Here is a 17714-nt window from a genome sequence, read left to right on the forward strand (position 1 = left end):
CGCCGAGGTCTCCACGCAATGGACGGAGCATCAGGATGGTTACGCAGCAGCGCCCTTCGACGGTGTACAGCACGGAGCACGCCGAGATCTACGATTTCATCCACGCGGCCCGGGGCCGGGACTGGTCGGCCGAGGCGGACGGCATCACCCGGCTGATCCGGGAGCGTTGTCCCGAAGCGGGTTCGCTGCTCGATGTCGCGTGCGGCACCGGTGCGCATCTGGAGCGGTTCGCCGAACATTTCGGCGCCGTGGCCGGCGTCGAGCTCTCCCCCGAGATGCGGAGGACGGCCACGAGGAGGGTCCCGGCGGCCCGCGTGCACGAGGGGGACATGCGGCAGTTCGAGCTCGGCCGGACCTTTGACGCGGTGCTCTGCATGTGCTTCTCCCTGGGGTACATGAGCACCGTCGAGGAACTGCGTCGGAGCGCGGCGACCCTGGTGCGGCACCTGGCCCCGGGCGGAGTGCTCGTCGCCGAACCCTGGTGGTTTCCCGAGCAGTTCATCGACGGGTTCATATCGGCCTCCCTCGCCCAGGAGGAGGGCCGGGCCGTCAGCCGGCTGTCGCACTCGGTCCGGGACGGACGCATCAGCCGGATGACGGTGCGCTATACCGTCGCGGAAACAACCGGTATCCGTGAATTCACCGAATACGAAACGTACTCACTGTTCACCCGGGAGGAATACCTGGACGCCTTCCGGCAGGCGGGGTGCGAGGTGGAGTTCCTTCCCGACTGGCCGAACGGCAGGGGGCTGTTCATCGGGGTCCGCGCATGAGGGAGACCACCCACGGAACCGACCCGGCACAGTGACGAGGGTGCGGGAAAACCCCATCCCGCGCGTCGCCCTGACAGATCCGCGCCGCGACAGCAAGGCGCGGAGGCAGGTTCCTGATATGTGTCACAGCCCCCATCACTTCGATCCCGCGGGCCCCAGGGGTGGGCTAGCTTTCCGCGGAGAATGCCGACGGCCCCTCCCGGGGCCTCGGCGGATCGACCGCACATTCCGGGGGGAGACCATGAGCGAGCCGTCGGACCGGATCGCCGGAGTCGGCGCGCGTGCCGACAGCGGCGTGGAGGTCTTCGAGCGTCACTACGCCGGCGAGCCGGGCGCCGGCTGGGAGATCCAGCGGCCGCAGACGGTCCTCGTACGCCTCGCCGAGGAGGGCGCGCTCCGCGGCCGGGTGCTCGACGTCGGCTGCGGCAGCGGCGACAACGCCCTGCTGGCCGCCGAACACGGCCTGGAGACGACGGGGGTGGACGCCGCGCCCAGCGCGATCACCCTCGCCGTCGGCAAAGCGCGGGAACGCGGCCTGAAGGCGCGCTTCCTGGAGTGGGACGCCCTGGACCTGGCGGCGCTCGGCGAGCAGTTCGACACGCTCATCGACGTCGGGCTCTTCCACTGCTTCGCTCCCGAGGACCGGCCCCTCGTCGCCCGCAGCATGGCCTCCGTCGTACCGCCCGGCGGACGCTGCTTCCTGATGTGCTTCAGCGACCGGCAGCCGGGCACCTGGGGTCCGCGGCGCGTTCCCGAGCAGGCCGTCCGGGAGAGTTTCACCGGCGCCGGGTGGCGCGTGGACACGCTCGAAGCAGCCGAACTCGACGTCGCCTTCAGCCCCGGGGTCGCCCAGGCCTGGTTCGCCGCCATGACCCGCCTCTGAGCGGGTCGGAGAGAAGACGACCATGCGCGTCCTGTTCTGCACCTGGCCCGCCGCGGCCCACCTCTACCCCAGTGTGCCGATGGCCCAGGCCCTGCACGACGCGGGCCACGAGGTGCGGGTCATCTCCCACCCGTCGCTGCTGGACACGATCAACGCGACGGGGCTGACGGGGGTGTCGCTCGGCGACGAGCAGACCCTGCCGCAGCCGCTGGGCGCCGGCCGCCCCCTCTCCCCGGACACGTACGCCGACCTCGTCCGCATCACCAAGTCCCTCGAACTGGACGGCTACGAACGGTACGTGTGGACCTACTACCGGGACTACATGCTGCCGGCGGTCCGCGACTTCCAGCCGGAGGGCGCCCCCGCCGGCGAATCCCAGCACGCCCTCGACGCGCTGGTCGGCTTCTGCCGTTCCTGGCGGCCCGATCTGGTCCTGTGGGACCCCACGATGCCGGCCGCCGGTGTGGCCGCCCGGGTGTCCGGCGCGGCCCACGCCCGCATCCTGTGGGGACCGGACCTGTTCGGCTGGGCGCACGAGCAGTACACCCGGTGCAGGAATCTCTCCGGTGACGCCCTCCTGCCCGAGGATCCGATGACCTCGTCGGTCCGGCCGATGGCCGAGCGCTACGGGCTCCCCATGACCGACGAGCTGCTGTTCGGACAGTGGACGGTCAACCCGGTGCTGGAGCGGATGCGCCTGCCCACCGTTAAGCGCACCGTGTCGATGCGCTGGCAGGCCTACGCCGGCCCGGCGGTGCTGCCCGACTGGCTGAGAGAACCACCCGCACGGCCGAGGGTGGCCATCACCCTCGGTTCCTCGATACGGGCCTGGGGGCGGGACAGCGCCCTGCTCGTCAACCGCGTACTGGAGATGGTGGACGGCCTGGACGTCGAGGCCGTCGCCACGCTGGACGCCTCCCAGCTCGCGGTGGCCGACCGGATACCCGACAACGTCCGGACCGTCGACTACGTCCCACTGACCGAACTGCTGCCGACCTGTTCGGCGGTGATCCACCACGGCGGCCACGGCTCGTTCGGCGCCGCCCTGGTCAACCGGATCCCGCAGTTCGTCGTGATGGACCCCGGCTACCCCATGGAGGCGCCGATCACGGGCCGGTTCCTCTCCGAGAGCGGCGTGGGAACGGGGGTGCGCGTCGACCGGCACACCGGCGCCGAACTGCGTGCGGGGCTGTCCCGCCTGCTCACCGCGCCGTCCTTCCGCGACGCCGCGGCGGAGCTGTACACGGACCTGCTGACCGCTCCGGAGCCGAGCGAGATCATCCCCGTCCTGGAGCGCCTCACCCGGCACCACCAGAGCCGGGACTGAACCCGCCCCCTTCCCATCGTCCCCACCGCGCCAGGGAGCCACCGCGTGATCAACGTCTTCCAGCCGAGCCTGGGCGAGGCGGAACTCCTCGCCCTGTCCGAGGTCTTCGCTTCGAACTGGCTGGGCCACGGACCCCGCACCGACGAGTTCGAAGCACGCTTCGCGGACCACATCGGGGTCGAGCCGGACCGGATGGTCTTCCTCAACTCCGGTACGGCCGGGCTCTTCCTCGCCACCGAGCTGCTCGACCTGGGCCCCGGCGACGAGGTGGTACTGCCGTCCGTGAGCTTCGTGGCCGCCGCCAACGCCATCGCCGCGACCGGCGCGCGCCCCGTCTTCTGCGACGTCGACCCCCATGGTCTCCACCCGACCGTGGAGCACGTCGAGCGTGCCATGACCCCCCGTACCAGGGCCGTCATCGTGCTGCACTACGGCGGCTACCCCGGGGAGGTCGTGGGGATCGCGGCCCTGTGCCGGCAGCGGGGGATCCCGCTCGTCGAGGACGCGGCCTGCGCGGTGGCCTCCACGGTCGACGGCAGGGCGTGCGGCACCTTCGGCGACATCGCCCTCTGGAGCTTCGACGCGATGAAAGTGCTGGTGACCGGTGACGGCGGCATGCTGTACGTCCGCGATCCGCAGCTCGCGCGCCGCGCCCGGGTCCTCGCCTACCACGGTCTGGAGCAGCCCAGCGGCTTCGCCCACGCGAAGGTGTCCGAGCGGTGGTGGGAACTCGACGTACGGAGCTTCGGCCGCCGCGTCATAGGCAACGACCTGACCGCCGCGCTCGGCACGGTGCAGCTCGGCCGGCTGCCCGCCAACGTCGCCCGGCGGCGCGAGGTGGCGACCGCTTACGACAGCCTGCTCGCGAACACCCCGGGCGTACGCCTGCCGCCCCCGCTGCCCGAGGGGCACCGCTCCTCGTACTACTTCTACTGGGTCCAGATGGATCCGCTCATCCGTGACCGGGTCGCGGCCACGCTGCTGGCCCAGGACATCTACACCACCTTCAAGTACCCGCCGCTGCACCGGGTGCCCGCCTACGGCGACCGGGCCACCGACCTGCCCGGGACCGACCTGGCCACCGACAGCACACTCCTGCTCCCCCTCCACCAGGCGCTGAGCGACGCGGAGATCCGGACGGTGGCGACCGCGCTGTGCGAAGCCGTCACCCACCACCTGGCCCTGGCCGGGGCCTGACGCACGCCGACGGGAATCACCGAGGGAGGCGCCCGCCTGTGGGCATCGACGAGACAGCCGTTCCAGGTGCGCACGCGCACGCGCCCGGCCGGGTAGCACGCCCCCCGCGCGCCCCGGCCCGCACCGCTCCACGGGAGGAACGCCCATGAAGGCGCTGATACTCGCCGGAGGGCTCGGGACGCGGCTGCGGCCGTTCACCGAGACCATGCCCAAACAGCTGATACCCATCGCCAACCAACCCGTACTCGAACACGTGCTGGAGAACCTCCGCGCGCTGGGCGTGCGGGAGATCTGTGTGGTCGTCGGCGCGTGGGGACCCGACATCGCGGCACGGATCGGCGACGGATCGCGGTTCGGCGCCCGGATCACCTACCTCACGCAGCAGCGGCCGCTGGGGCTGGCGCACTGCGTGGCCATCGCCCGTCCGTTCCTCGGCGACGACGACTTCGTGATGTACCTCGGCGACAACGTCGTGCAGGACGGCATAGCGGGGCCGGCCGAGGAGTTCCGGGCCCGCCGGTCCGACGCGCACATGGTGGTGGCCAGGGTCGCCGACCCCCGCGCCTTCGGGGTGGCCGAGCTGGACGCCCTCGGCCGGGTCCGACGGCTGGTGGAGAAGCCGCGCCTGCCGCTCAGCGACCTGGCGCTCATCGGCGTCTACTTCTTCCGCCCCGCCATCCACCGGGCGGTCGCCGCGATCGGCCCGAGCGCACGTGGCGAGCTGGAGATCACCGACGCCGTCCAGTGGCTGGTCGACCGGGGAGGCTCGGTCACGGCCGGCGAATACACCGGCTACTGGAAGGACACCGGACGGGTGGAGGACGTGCTGGACTGCAACCGGCGTCTGCTGGACAGCCTGGCCCGGGGCGTCCACGGAACGGTCGACGCCGCCAGCCGGCTGACCGGCCCGGTGCACATCGCCCCGGGCGCCACCGTGCTGCGCTCCGTCATCACCGGGCCGGTGATCGTCGGCCCCGGCTCCCGCGTCGAGGACTGCCGTATCGGACCGGGCACATCGATCGGCGGCGACTGCGTCCTGCGCGGCACCGAGCTGGAGAACTCCATCGTGATGGACGGCGCGTGGGTGACGGAACGGACCGGTGCGAGCGACCTGCTCATCGGCCGCTCGATGCGGATCGGCTCCGACTCGCCCCCGGTGCCACTGCCCACCGAACTGGCTGCGAACGGCGCCCGTACAGGAGGAACCCGATGAGGATTCTGGTCACCGGCGGGGCCGGCTTCGTCGGCTCGCACTACGTCCGGACGATGCTGGCGCAGGGGTACCCGGGCTACGAGCGGGCCGACGTCACCGTGCTGGACAAGCTGAGCTACGCGGGCAACGCCGAGAACATTCCGATCGGACACCCCCGGCTGCGTCTCGTCCGGGGCGACATCTGCGACGCGCCGCTGCTGAACGAGCTGCTGCCCGGCCACGACGCCGTGGTGCACTTCGCGGCCGAGTCGCACGTCGACAGGTCGCTGGACGCCCCCGCCGTCTTCACCCGGACGAACGTGGTGGGCACCCAGACCCTCCTGGACGCCTGCCTGAACGCCGGGGTGGAGCGGGTGGTGCACATCTCCACGGACGAGGTGTACGGCAGCATCGACGAGGGCTCCTGGCACGAGGAGTCGCCGCTGCTGCCCAACTCCCCCTACGCGGCCTCCAAGGCGGCGGCGGACCTGACCGTGCGCGCCTACTGGCGGACCTTCGGGCTCGATGTGTCGATCACGCGCTGCTCCAACACGTACGGCCCGTACCAGCACCCGGAGAAGGCCATCCCGCGCTTCACCACCAACCTCCTGGAGGGCGAGCCGATCCCGCTGTACGGCTCCGGGCGGAACGTGCGCGACTGGATCCATGTGGACGACCACGCGCGGGCCGTCCAGCTCGTGCTGACCAAGGGAATCGCGGGCGGCATCTACCACGTGGGCGGCGGCCACGAGCTGACCAACATCGAGCTGGCGGAGCAGCTGCTCGCCCTGTGCGGCGCGGACCGGTCCATGATCCGGCAGGTGGCCGACCGCAAGGGACACGACCTGCGCTACTCGCTGGACGGGTCCAAGGCCCGTACCGAGCTGGGGTTCACGCCACGGGTCGGCTTCGACGAAGGACTGGCCGCCACCGTCGACTGGTACCGGGAGAACACGGCGTGGTGGCGGGCCGCGAAGGGCCAGGCAGCGGACACGGAGGACCGGTCGTGAACGACGAGCACAGGACACGGGTCCTGGAAGAGGCGCGGAAGCACCACCAGAGCGTGCGCGGTTCCGGGGAGTTCGTGCCGGGCACCACGGAGATCTGGCCGTCCGGCGCCGTCCTGGACGAGGACGACCGCGCGGCGCTGGTGGAGGCCGCCCTGGATCTGCGGATCGCCGCCGGGCCGCTCTCCAAGCGCTTCGAGTCGGAGTTCGCGCGGCTCCTGAAGCGTCGCAAGGCCCATCTGACGAACTCCGGTTCGTCGGCCAATCTGCTGGCGCTCACCGCCTACACCTCCCCGCAGCTCGGCGAACGGCGGCTGCTGCCGGGCGACGAGGTCATCACGGTCGCCGCGGGGTTTCCCACCACGGTGAACCCGATCCTGCAGAACGGGCTGGTGCCGGTCTTCGTCGACATCGAGCTCGGCACGTACAACACCACCGCCGACCGCGTCGCCGCGGCCATCGGGCCCAGGACCCGGGGCATCATGATCGCGCACGCCCTCGGCAACCCGTTCGAGGTCGAGGAGATCGCCCGACTCGCGGCGGACCACGGCCTGGTGTTCGTCGAGGACAACTGCGACGCGGTCGGCACCACCTACCGGGGGCGGCTGACCGGGACGTTCGGCGACATCAGCACCGTGAGCTTCTATCCCGCGCACCATCTGACGATGGGCGAGGGCGGCATCGTGACGACCTCGGACCTCAAGGTCGCGCGGATCGTCGAATCACTGCGGGACTGGGGGCGGGACTGCTGGTGCGAACCGGGCCACAGCGACACCTGCCTGAAGCGCTTCGACCACCAGCTCGGCGCGTTGCCCGCCGGCTACGACCACAAGTACATCTTCTCCCACGTCGGCTACAACCTGAAGTCGACGGACCTGCAGGCGGCGCTCGGCCTGTCACAGCTGCGGAAGCTGGACGGGTTCATCGCGGCGCGCCGCCACAACTGGCGGCGGATGCGTGAGGGCCTGGACGGCGTACGCCATCTCCTGCTGCCGGAGGCTACTGCCGGCAGCGACCCGAGCTGGTTCGGATTCGTGATGACGGTGGGGCCCGATGCCCCGTTCACGTGCGGGGAGCTGACCGGGTTCCTGGAGAAGCGGAAGATCGGTACGCGCCGCCTGTTCGCGGGCAACCTGACCCGCCAGCCCGCCTATCACCAGCAGCCCCACCGCGTCGTCGGCGAACTGACCAACAGCGACATCGTCACGGAGCGCACGTTCTGGACCGGGGTCTATCCGGGCCTCACCGACGAGATGACCGACTACGTCATCGCCTCGGTACGGGAGTTCGTGGCAGGCCGCCGGTGAGAGTCGACGGCTCCCGGCCGCACGGCGCGGCGACCGGACCGGGCGGACTGGGCGGACTGGGCGGACTGGGCGGACTGGGCGGGCAGCGCGGGCATCACGGGCTGAGCCAGGAGGGCGGGCGGGACAGGCAGCGTGGACTGGCGGCCAGGATCGCCCGCTCCGTGGCCGCCACCGGCCCGGCCACCGGAGCCCGGACCACGACGGGCGAGATCGTCGCGTGGCTGGCGGAACGCCGCAGGGCCCACGGCACACGGATCCGGCGCATCCCGTTCGCGGAGCTGGACGGCTGGTCGTTCCAGGAGGACACCGGGAACCTGGTCCACCGCAGCGGGCGCTTCTTCACCGTCGAGGGCATGCGCGTGCACGACGCGGACCGGCCCGGCGCTCCGTGGGAGCAGCCGGTCATGAGGCAGCCGGAGGTCGGCGTACTCGGCCTGCTCGCCAAGGAGTTCGACGGCGTACTCCACTTCCTGGCCCAGGCCAAGATGGAGCCGGGCAACCGGGGCATGCTCCAGCTGTCGCCGACCGTGCAGGCCACCCGCAGCAACTACCAGCGGGTGCACGGCGGTTCGGGCGTGCGGTTCCTGGAGTTCTTCACCGAGCCCGGCCGCGCCCGGCCACTGACCGACACGCTGCAGTCCGAGCACGGCGAGTGGTTCCTGCACAAGTCGAACCGCAACGTCGTGGTGGAGACGGCCGACGAGGTCGCCGAGGACCCCGCCGCCGAACCGGACTTCCGCTGGCTGACCCTGGGCCAGATCGGCGAGCTCCTGCGGCTGGACAACGTGGTCAACATGGACACCAGAACCGTGCTGGCCTGCCTGCCGACCACCGCAGAGCCGCGGCCGTCCCGGCACACCGACGCCGAGGTGTCGTCCTGGCTCGGTGCCGCCCGTTCCCGCTCCCGGCTCACGGCCGAGCCCGTGCGGCTCGCCCGGGTGCGGGGCTGGCTCCGGGACGAGCAGGCCATCCGCCGCACCGACGACCGCCACTTCCGCGTGGTCGCGGTCGCGGTCGAGGCGGACGGCCGGGAGGTGGGCAGCTGGACCCAGCCGCTGTTCGAACCGTGCGCCCCCGGGGTCAGCGCGTTCCTGTTCCGCCACTTCGACGGTGTGCCGCATCTGCTGGCCCACGCCCGCGCGGAGGCGGGACTGCCGCAGACCGTCGAGGTGGGCCCGACCGTGTGCCACACACCGGACGGCCACGGCGACCACCCGGCGTACGCGGATGTCGTACGGGCAGCCGACGGCGCGCGCGTCCGCTACGCGGCGGTGCACTCCGAGGAGGGAGGACGGTTCCTGCACGCCGAGAGCCGCTGCCTCTTCGTGTCGCTGGACGGCGTCGACGACAGCGCCCTGCCCACCCCGCTGCCGGACCACCTCTGGATCACGCCGGGCCAGCTCGGCGCCCTGACAGGCCGAGGCCACCAGGTCACCGTCCAGGCCCGCACGTTGCTCGCCGTCCTCAACTCCGGTGCGGCGAGGCTGTCATGAGCAGGCCGGTACGGATCGCGGTGCTCGGCACCGCGGAGTTCGCCCGGCGGCGCATGCTGCCCGCCTTCGGGGCCTCCGCCGACGTCACCGTGGTCGCCGTGGCGAGCAGGGCCCCGGCGAGGGCGGCAGAACTGGCCCGGGAGTACGGCTGCCGGGCCGCCGACAACTACGCCGAGCCGCTGACCGACGACGACGTGGACGCGGTCTATCTGCCGCTGCCCGCATCGATGCACGCCGAGTGGGCGGGTGCAGCACTGCGCGCGGGCAAGCACGTGCTCGTGGAGAAGCCCGCCGCGATGAGCGGGGCGGACGCCGCCGAACTGTGCGCGCTGGCCCGCTCACGAGGCCTGGCCCTGGTGGAGAACGTCCTGTTCGTCCATCACTCCCAGCACCGGGCGGTCATGCGGCACGTCGCCGACGGGGCGATCGGGCGGCTCCAGGCCTTCGACGCGGCGTTCACCGTGCCGCGCCGGCCCGCCTCCGACATCCGCTACCACCCCGCACTGGGCGGCGGGGCCCTGTGGGACCTCGGCGTGTATCCGCTGCGGGCGGCGCTCGACCTGCTGGGATCGGACCCCGGCCCGCGGCTGGTGGGCGCCACCGCCCGGCGGGGCCCGTCGGACGCGGTGGACACGGCCGGTACGGCGCTGCTGGACGGCGGAGACGGACTCGCCCTCCAGCTCGGCTACGGCCTCGACCACACCTACCGCAGTACGTACACGCTCTGGGGCAGCACGGGACGGATCACGGTCGACCGGGCGTTCACCCCGCCCGCCGACCACGAACCGGTCCTCCATCTCGAACGGGCAGGGGCGTTGACCCGGCTCCCCCTGCCCGCGGACGACCAGGCGGGCAACGCTGTCACGGCCTTCGCCCACGCGGTCCGTACCCGCGCGCGTCCGGCACCGGAGATCCAACGCCAGGCGGAACTCTTGGAGGCGATCAGCCTCAGCAGCACGGCAGTTCACCGCACGGCGCGGCCCGAGCACACAGGACGGACCCCCCGGGCCCTAACCCCGTTGGATTGACGGGCAGTTCAGATACTTCCGAGTTCTTCCGCTATGCGCGCCGCGTCGTACCGATTGCGCGCCTGGAGCTTCTTGATGGCCGACGAGGTCAGGTTCCGCACTGTGCCGGGGGCGAGATAGAACTCGCGGGCGATCTCCTTGACGGAGGCTCCGGTCGCCGTGGAGCGCAGGACGTCACGCTCGCGTTGGCTCAGGAGGTCGGCGACCGGGCGTGAGCCGTCCGCCGGTCTCTCGCTCCCCCTGAGGTCCTGTTGTCTCGCCTGCATGCTGCGGATGGTGCCGATCAGCTGATTCAGCCGGGCTCCTCGCGAGATGACGCTCACCATCTCGGATTCCTGCACCTTGACCAGCGCCACCTGCCCGGGCTGTTCGGCGATGAGGGTGATCCCGCAGTGGGGCACATGGCTGCGCACTTCGTGAACCGTTTCCAGCACGTACGGGGTCACTCCGCCCAGGACCAGAGAGCCGGCGGACGCCTTGCGGATCGCGGGAACCAATTCGCGGTGTGAGCTCACGACCCCCGCCACCCGAAATCCAGGAATCTGATTCAGCAATCCAGCGAGCGCTTCCGTGTATATGACGTGTTCGCCCGCGACGAGAATACGCGTACTCATTACCATTCCCCCGTTTTGCGTCAATGCAAGGGAAATTCCACCAGGTCACACCTCGTGCGTGAACTTGAGGCTTCACCCTCGAGTCCCCGGAAGGCCTGGTCAGGCCAGCGGTGCGGACGTCGAGCGCCAACCGGTCGGCCTGGCGAAAGATCCCCTGGATGTCGCTTAGATGATAGGCACGGCCTTGAACTTTCGAAAGACTTCGAACACCCCTTGAGCACCCACCCCAAGAGGAGGTGGACGTTCCGGATGTTTCGGCGGCCGCATGGCCGGCCTCAATCCCGATATGGCGGGATGCCGCGTCGAAGACGCATTATTCGCACCAGATATTCCTCCACCGAGGAAACCGCTCGGCAGGAACCCGCGCCACCCGGGGGCCGGATCGCGCACGCCCCCTCACTCAGACCTCTGGCCGGGCGATCGCGCCTGGTCGACACCGGTCGCACTCCGGGCCCTCCGCGTACTCGTGACGCGGGACGGGTGGCGCGACCGTACGTGGTGGCGGAGCGGGGTTCGACGAGGGCCCGGCACCCACCGGTCACGCGGTCGCCGACGCCGGGGGAAGGCCCGCCGGTCCCGGTCGGCCCGCCCGTCCCGTGCGGGTTCATTGATCCATCGAACCCGCACGGCTTCCGTGACGTGCTGTATCGGTAAGACGCCTTCGGCGTCCGGACCGTCGAGGCTCAACCCCCCATGACCACCCGGCACAATCAAGCCACCGGCGTGAGCATCCTCATGCGTCGACGCGGCGCCCCCGAAGCAAACGACCACCAGCATGCCCACCCTCAACATTCGCTCCAGGCCATCGGCCGGCTCCAATGCGATCGCTCCCTTCGAAGCGTAAAGGTGAATCCAGGCCAAGTGCAAGGAGAAGTAAGAGGTTGGTCTAGGTTGAGTAAAGACCTCAAGGGTGACCTGCGAAGAAGAACCTCCCCCCGGCTCACGGACCTGCTCACAGGCCTGTTCGCGGGTCCTCGGCGACTCCTCAGGCGCCCGGCGGGCGCCCTCGCCCCGGTGCCCCGACACCCGCACTTCTCAGCCCCGGGCCTCCAGGAGATATCCAGAATCGACGACCATGCCCGACGATCGGTTCCATCACCACGCTTCGCGGTCGACCGTGGCCGAAACCGCGTTGAACCCCCTGAAGTGCGCCGACGATTCGTCGTGAGCACCTCTATGCGCATTTACCCGCCGACATACCCGAATGCCGGACCTTCACGGAGTCGGCGGGCCGAAGTCGGCTCACCCGACGCTCTCCCGCCCGGCGCCGTCCGTTTCCCGGAGGTGGGCATCAAGCCGCCGCACCTGCGCCGCATCGAGCTCCAGGGAAAGAAGCACGCCGAGAAGCTCTTCGGCCCCCTGTACGGCGAACGTCCCTGCGGTGCCGTCGGCGTGGTGGTGTTCCAGCCACGCGATCGACCACTCCACCACCCGGCCCCTCTCGGTCGTGGAGAGGTCCTCCAGCGCGAGCAGAGAGCCGAGGAGCACGTGAGCATCGCACTGCGGCATGTGCCGCTCCAGCCACGCGAACGACCAGGCGATGGCCTTCGTGCGCTGCGCCAGGGTGATGTCGGTGCGCGCCAGGCGGGGTTCGAGGACCCAGCGCACATCGAGTGCTGTGGGGTCGGCCGACACGCGGGCGTTCACCAGGGATTCGACGGCCGCGGCCCGGTCGGGCGGCAGGTCCGAGCGCTCGGCGAGAACGCCCAGCATCTGCCAGGTGTCTGCCGGCTTCTGCTGGGATATCCAGCGCAGCCCGCAGTCGACCAGCCTCCTGGCCTGGGCCTCGTTCAGGTGCGTCGGTCCGAACAGCGAACGCAGCGTCTGGGGCGACTGCGGTGAATGACTGTGGCTTTCCAGCCAGGCGATGCCCGTGGTCATCAGTTCTTCGCGGTCGGCCGCGCCGATGCGGTGGTGCTCGGCGAGCGCGGTCATGACGCGCCGCGCCGCACGGCTCTTCCGGTGATCCCTCACCCAGTCCATCGCCTCCGCGAGCACCCACTCCCACTCACTGTCCGTCAGATCGTTCCTGACGAGCAAGGGCTTGAGGACGAACCCCGCCTCCGCCAGCGAGCGGTGATGGGTGAGCCACGTCCGGGCGAGCGCGACCGTGTCACGCACCCGCTCCGCCACGAGCCCGGAGCACTCCAGCAGACTCTCCAGAAGGAAGGACGCCCTGGATTCTGTGCCCCGGTCGCGCAGCCAGCCGATGGCCAGAAGGGCTCCGGCGTCGAACTGGTCGTCATCCAGACCGGCATGGGAAAGGAGCGGCTGCAGCAGATAGCGGCCGCGGGCATGATTCTCGTGCCTCACCAGCCACTGCAGGCTGTACGCGACCACGTCGCCGAGGTGCGCGTCCGTCATCCCGGGCACCCCGAGCAGTGACTGGAGCAGGCGCGTGGCGGTGACATCCGTCCCGTGCGCCTCCAGCCAGGCAAGGGCCGCCGCGACGGCCCTGCCGGTGAGCTCCCCCACCGGCCCGGAATCCCGCAGCACGGGGTGCTCCAGCACGTTGATCAGCAGGGGGAGCGCCTCCGCCCGGGCGGCGTTCTCCTCGAGCCACTCCACCCCGGAGGCGAGCTGCCGCACCTCTTCCTCGTCCGTGCGCGCCGCGCGCTCCTGGAACAGCCTCCGGATCTTCTGGACCTCGGCCCGGATGTCGGTGTTCCGTTGCTCCAGCATCGTGGCAAACCCGGTGGCCCGGGCACGCTGCTCGGGGGAGAGTTCGGGCCGGCCCAGCAGCTCGGGCAGGAGGCGATGGGTCTCAGCCGCGGGGCACTTCCGTTCGAGCCGGCCCAGGCCCTCCCGCACGCCGGCCGCGGCCTCCTCCGCCGTGAGGTCGTCGCGGGCGAGCAGCGCACCGAGGAGGTAGCCGGTGCCCTTCTCCTCCCGGTGGCGTCCCAGCCATCGGGCCGTCAGGAGGACGACGGACCGGACCCGGGCGGGAGGGAGATCGCCCCGGAGCAGAAGTGCCTGCAGGACGCGGTCCGCCGTGTCCAGGAAGCCGTGTACGCGCAGCCAGGACATCGCCGAGTCCATGGCCCGCTCCGGCTGATCGTCCGTGAGGTCCGGCCGGGCCAGCAGAGCCGGCAGGACGAAACCGGCGTCCGCGGAGTCCCCGTGCCGCGACAGCCAGTCGTGGGCGAATGCGGCGACCCGGCGGATCTCGTAGGCGGGTATGGCTGTGCGCTTGAGCAGGTGCTGCAGCACGAACCCCGCTGTCTTCTCGTCTCCGTGGAGTTCCAGCCAGGACATCGCCTGCCCGATGGCCAGTCGAGCCTGCTCGTCGGTGAGGTCACGACGGGTCAGCATCCTGGACAAGGTGAAACTGGCGTCGGCCTCGGCCGCGTGGGCATCCAGCCACAGGTCGGCGTATCCCATCACGCGCTCCCGCTCCTCGGGAGCGAGGCCGTCGTGCTCCAGCAGTCGGCCGATCAGGAAGTCGGCGTCCCTCTCCGAGGCATGGGCCTCCAGCCACAGTCCTGCGGACCCGACCACGAGCTCCCGTTCCTCGGGAACGAGGTCGTCACGGTCGAGCAACCGGCCGACCAGGAAGTCGGCGTCGCTCGCCGCTGCGTGCGTCCTCAACCACCCGAGCGCGTGGGTGACGGCCTGCCGGATCTGCGGCTTGCCCGCTCTCCGCATGTCCAGCACGGGCCGCAGGACCCAGTTGGCTCGCCGGGTGTCCCCGTGATGCTCCAGCCATCGGAGCGCCAGCAGGGCTGCGTAACGGAATTCCTCGCGTGGCAGGTCGGCGTAGTTCAGCAGCGCGATCAGGGTCTGCGACGAGCGTTCGAGGGTGATGTGGTGGCCCACCCAGACGTAGGCCCCCGCGATCACGCGGCGCACGTCGGCATCGGTCAGGTCCGCCCGGCCCAGTAGGGACCGGAGCACCTCTCCGGTCTGCTGTGCGGCCATGGAGGCCTCGCACCACCGCATGGCCGCCGAGACGGCCTTCCTCGACTGATAGCCGGTGAGGTCACCGCGGGCGAGCAGGGCGCTCAGGACGAAGTGGGCTCCCGGGGACTCGCTGTGGAGTTTCAGCCAGCCGACCGCGTTCTCCAGGGACGGGCTCAGCTCGGCCGGGAGTTCCGTCCTGCTGAGAAGCGGCCCCAGGACGTAACTGGCGTCCTGCCGCCAGCCGTACGTGTCGAGCCAGCGCAGTGCCGCCGGGACGAGCTGGGCCGCGCTGTCGGCGGGAAGCCGCGACAGGCCGCTGTGCAGCAGGTGACGGGCGACGACCCGGTCGCCGTACTCCTCCAGCCAGGGACCGGCGATGAGCTGCCAGTCCCGTACGGCGGGCTGCGACCAGGGCGGCCCGTACACGAGTGCCCCGAGGGCGTAGCTGCCCGCGTCCGCGTCGCGGCGCATGACGTCGCCGATGGTGGAGGAGTTGTCCGCGAACCAGCGTTCGAGCAGTTCCGACACGGAGTCCCGTGACGGGACCGGCAGGTCGTTCAACAGCCGGGCGAGGTTCGTCGCGTAGCGCCCGAGCGTCCGGGGGCCGATGAGGGAACCGCCCAACAGGGACACGGTCCTCCGCCGGTCGGGGCGGCGGGAGCCGGGCGGGAGGATCACGGACTCCATGAGGTGGTCGCAGACGATGTCGTGCGCGGTGGCCACCGTCCCGCCCGGACCCTCGCGCTGCAGCCAGCCCAGGTCGAGCAGGGTTTCCACCACCTCCTCCGCCTCCGGCGTCTCCTCCGACGCCTGGGGCAGCGCCGCCTTCGCGGTCGCGACCACCTCGGCGTACTCCTGCGGACAGGCGGCCGCGGCGGCCGCGGCGGCCACCAGCAGCTCGGAGGCCGAGACCCGGTGGAAGGCAGTCCTCCCGTGGCGGGTCTCCTCGCGCCGCGTGACGGCGAGATCGTCCTCCTCCAGTCGGCTCCTCAGCCAGGAGGACAGCTCGCCGCTCGCCCTCAGACCGGACAGGTCCCGCAGGCCGCCGGCCGCGACCCGCCGCTCCACCTCACGGGCGACCAGCAGCGCGATGATGGGCCGGTGGCCGCAGATCTCCCACATCCGGTCCATGCCGAACCGGCCGATGGCCGTGGGCGCCATCCTGGCCAGCGCCTGCTCCGCCACCTGCCGCTGGAATTCCTCGTCCTGCCGCAGCTCGACCTCGTCGAAGAGCTCGTACAGGTGGATCTCGTTCGTCTTGCGCAACCACCCGGGACGTGCCGTGGCGAGGAAGGCGACCTTGATGCCCTTGTGGCGTGCCTCCGGCAGGAGTTGGTGGCGGAGGGTGGTCAGGTCGAGCCGGGGATTGTCGTCGTTCTTCCTGAAGTAGTGGTTGAGGTAGTCCAGGACCACCAGGACAGGGGTGTCCCCGGCCAGGACCTGGTGGATGATCTCCGTGGTGACGTCCTCCTTGCCGCTGGGACGCAGGTGCAGCACACGCCACCCCTCGTCCAGCGCCAGCCGCCCCACCTCGAGGACCGTACGGGTCTTGCCGGTGCCGGCCGCACCGATCAGCAGCACACCCCGGTCGTCCGCGTCGCGAAGCCGGCGGAACAGCCGGGACCGCTCGGTCTCGTGGTCCGGCCCCGGGGACACGTAGGGAAGACATTCGGGGGTGAGGTTCCGCTCGAACCCACCGAGCCCCCTGACGAAACGCTCCTGGGCGATCACCGAGGCCAGCGGGTCGGCACCCGCCGTCGGGGGTTCATCGGCCCCGCCCGCCGGCGCGGCGACCAACTTCTCCCCGGTGTAGGCCCGGTTGAGGGCGAGCGGAATCCGCTCACCCTCACCGCGACTGGCGATGCGGGGCTCCGGAACCGCCCTCCCGGCCTCCAGCCTGCCCTGGAGCCGCATCCTGAGGGCCCTGAGCACATCACCGGTCAGGAGGTACTTCTGCTCCTCGCCCCTGCGCCCCTCGCTGCCCAGGGGCCCCGCGATGCCCTCCTGGATCACGGACGCCAGCGCGAGGGTGAACACGCTGCCGTCCGGGAGGCAGATCGACTCCTCGGTCTCGGCGGCCGACGTCAGAACGCAGGCCCCGTCGATGGCGAAAGCCTCGTCCTCCCGCGCAGGAGCAACATCCCCCATGCGTACGGCGAGCCCGCTGTAGCAGCAGTCGATGATGACGACCTTGTGCCGTGCCCGAGAGGCCTCGACGATCGCCTTGAGCTCTCTGTACTCGATCGAGTGGTAGCCATGCCGATGGCTGGACTTCTTCGTCGCGAGGAGCAGGTCCTGCCCGTCCCGGGAGTAGTGGCCGTGCCCGGCGAAGTAGATGAGAAGCAGGTCGGCCGCCTCATCGGCGGCGGCGGACACGGCCTCGAAGAACTCGCTCCGCGTGCTGTCGGCGGAGAGGACGTTGCAGTCCCCCCTGCCGAGCGCCTCCACCTCGGGGTCGGTCAACTGGCCGAGGAGTACGGGAATGTTCTTGGCGACGCCTTCGAGCTCGGGAAGACTCTCGTAGTCGTGAATGCCTAAGAAGACCGCCCGGGACCCAGGGGCCGACCGCTCGGTCATGACCGGTCGGCGTCGTCGTTCGCGTCCCCGGCCTCCAGGCGACGCAGCAGATCCGCCAACTGCTCCGGATCGAGCCCGCTGACGTCGACCGTCGACCTCCCGAAGGTCAGGGTGCGCGCCCCCCGAACCCGACCACCGGCACGCGCGAGCCGCCAACCGGCGTACCCCACAGCGAAGTTCGCGATGTCGCCGGCGGATCCCAGAACGATTTCCAACGCGTCGAGCGCACCCATGGTGGGGCCCGGCGTGGAAACAGCGGTGACAGACAGCGCCCGCGCCCTCGGATCACGGGCAAGCCACTCCTGAAGCTCCGTCAGAGCCAGCTTCTCGCCGTCACTTTCGATGCGAACACGCATCCGGGCCCCCTCGTCCGTGTGTGCACAGACGTCGATATTAGGGGACAGACCAGCAGGCAC

12 protein-coding genes are annotated in these 17714 nt (G+C 70.7%); 9 read left to right on the plus strand and 3 right to left on the minus strand.

The annotated features are described in order from the left end of the window. Positions 1-62 precede the first annotated feature (62 nt). The 9 genes from IE272_RS07530 to IE272_RS07570 all read left to right on the plus strand — a co-directional run bounded on the left by IE272_RS07530 (position 63) and on the right by IE272_RS07570 (position 10207). Positions 63-773: a class I SAM-dependent methyltransferase gene (locus IE272_RS07530; RefSeq protein WP_190006565.1), complete on the plus strand. Its 711-nt coding sequence runs from the start codon at positions 63-65 to the stop codon at positions 771-773. Positions 774-1014: 241 nt separating this feature from the next. Then, on the plus strand, positions 1015-1656 hold the full coding sequence (locus IE272_RS07535) for a class I SAM-dependent methyltransferase (RefSeq protein WP_050360654.1): 642 nt from the start codon (positions 1015-1017) through the stop codon (positions 1654-1656). Positions 1657-1678: 22 nt separating this feature from the next. Beyond that, complete coding sequence (locus IE272_RS07540) at positions 1679-2983, plus strand: nucleotide disphospho-sugar-binding domain-containing protein (protein WP_190006500.1); 1305 nt, start codon at positions 1679-1681, stop codon at positions 2981-2983. A gap of 45 nt (positions 2984-3028) precedes the next feature. Further along, a complete protein-coding gene (locus tag IE272_RS07545) occupies positions 3029-4180 on the plus strand; it encodes a DegT/DnrJ/EryC1/StrS family aminotransferase (protein WP_050360656.1) in 1152 nt (383 codons plus the stop codon). A 145-nt stretch (positions 4181-4325) separates the two neighbouring features. After that, a complete protein-coding gene (locus tag IE272_RS07550; RefSeq protein ID WP_079045324.1) occupies positions 4326-5393 on the plus strand; it encodes a glucose-1-phosphate thymidylyltransferase in 1068 nt (355 codons plus the stop codon). Then, positions 5390-6382, plus strand: a complete 993-nt coding sequence (gene rfbB / locus IE272_RS07555) for a dTDP-glucose 4,6-dehydratase (RefSeq protein ID WP_050360657.1) — start codon at positions 5390-5392, stop codon at positions 6380-6382. Before IE272_RS07550 ends, rfbB begins: the two co-directional genes overlap by 4 nt. After that, on the plus strand, positions 6379-7686 hold the full coding sequence (gene rfbH, locus IE272_RS07560; RefSeq protein WP_190006501.1) for a lipopolysaccharide biosynthesis protein RfbH: 1308 nt from the start codon (positions 6379-6381) through the stop codon (positions 7684-7686). Before rfbB ends, rfbH begins: the two co-directional genes overlap by 4 nt. Continuing rightward, positions 7683-9179: an NDP-hexose 2,3-dehydratase family protein gene (locus tag IE272_RS07565; protein ID WP_190006502.1), complete on the plus strand. Its 1497-nt coding sequence runs from the start codon at positions 7683-7685 to the stop codon at positions 9177-9179. Before rfbH ends, IE272_RS07565 begins: the two co-directional genes overlap by 4 nt. Next, a complete protein-coding gene (locus IE272_RS07570) occupies positions 9176-10207 on the plus strand; it encodes a Gfo/Idh/MocA family protein (RefSeq protein WP_190006503.1) in 1032 nt (343 codons plus the stop codon). The genes IE272_RS07565 and IE272_RS07570 overlap by 4 nt, the downstream gene beginning before the upstream one ends. A gap of 8 nt (positions 10208-10215) precedes the next feature. On the opposite strand, the gene IE272_RS07575 is transcribed toward IE272_RS07570, so the two are convergent. The 3 genes from IE272_RS07575 to IE272_RS07585 form a co-directional block, all read right to left on the minus strand. Then, complete coding sequence (locus IE272_RS07575) at positions 10216-10722, minus strand: response regulator transcription factor (protein ID WP_157875641.1); 507 nt, start codon at positions 10720-10722, stop codon at positions 10216-10218. A 1341-nt stretch (positions 10723-12063) separates the two neighbouring features. Then, positions 12064-17298, minus strand: a complete 5235-nt coding sequence (locus tag IE272_RS07580) for a caspase, EACC1-associated type (RefSeq protein WP_190006504.1) — start codon at positions 17296-17298, stop codon at positions 12064-12066. After that, positions 17295-17654 carry an effector-associated constant component EACC1 gene (locus IE272_RS07585; protein ID WP_056700872.1) on the minus strand — a complete coding sequence of 120 codons (360 nt, stop codon included), beginning with the start codon at positions 17652-17654 and terminating at the stop codon, positions 17295-17297. Before IE272_RS07585 ends, IE272_RS07580 begins: the two co-directional genes overlap by 4 nt. Positions 17655-17714: the final 60 nt, after the last annotated feature.

This window comes from Streptomyces anulatus, from assembly GCF_014650675.1.
Taxonomy (GTDB): Bacteria; Actinomycetota; Actinomycetes; order Streptomycetales; family Streptomycetaceae; genus Streptomyces; species Streptomyces anulatus.

Coding starts and splice junctions, on each gene's coding strand:
- IE272_RS07535 (WP_050360654.1), top strand. CDS start 1,015: ATGAGCGAGCCGTCGGACCGGATCGCCGGAGTCGGCGCGCGTGCCGAC.
- IE272_RS07540 (WP_190006500.1), top strand. CDS start 1,679: ATGCGCGTCCTGTTCTGCACCTGGCCCGCCGCGGCCCACCTCTACCCC.
- IE272_RS07550 (WP_079045324.1), top strand. CDS start 4,326: ATGAAGGCGCTGATACTCGCCGGAGGGCTCGGGACGCGGCTGCGGCCG.
- rfbB (WP_050360657.1), top strand. CDS start 5,390: ATGAGGATTCTGGTCACCGGCGGGGCCGGCTTCGTCGGCTCGCACTAC.
- IE272_RS07570 (WP_190006503.1), top strand. CDS start 9,176: ATGAGCAGGCCGGTACGGATCGCGGTGCTCGGCACCGCGGAGTTCGCC.
- IE272_RS07580 (WP_190006504.1), bottom strand. CDS start 17,298: ATGACCGAGCGGTCGGCCCCTGGGTCCCGGGCGGTCTTCTTAGGCATT.
- IE272_RS07585 (WP_056700872.1), bottom strand. CDS start 17,654: ATGCGTGTTCGCATCGAAAGTGACGGCGAGAAGCTGGCTCTGACGGAG.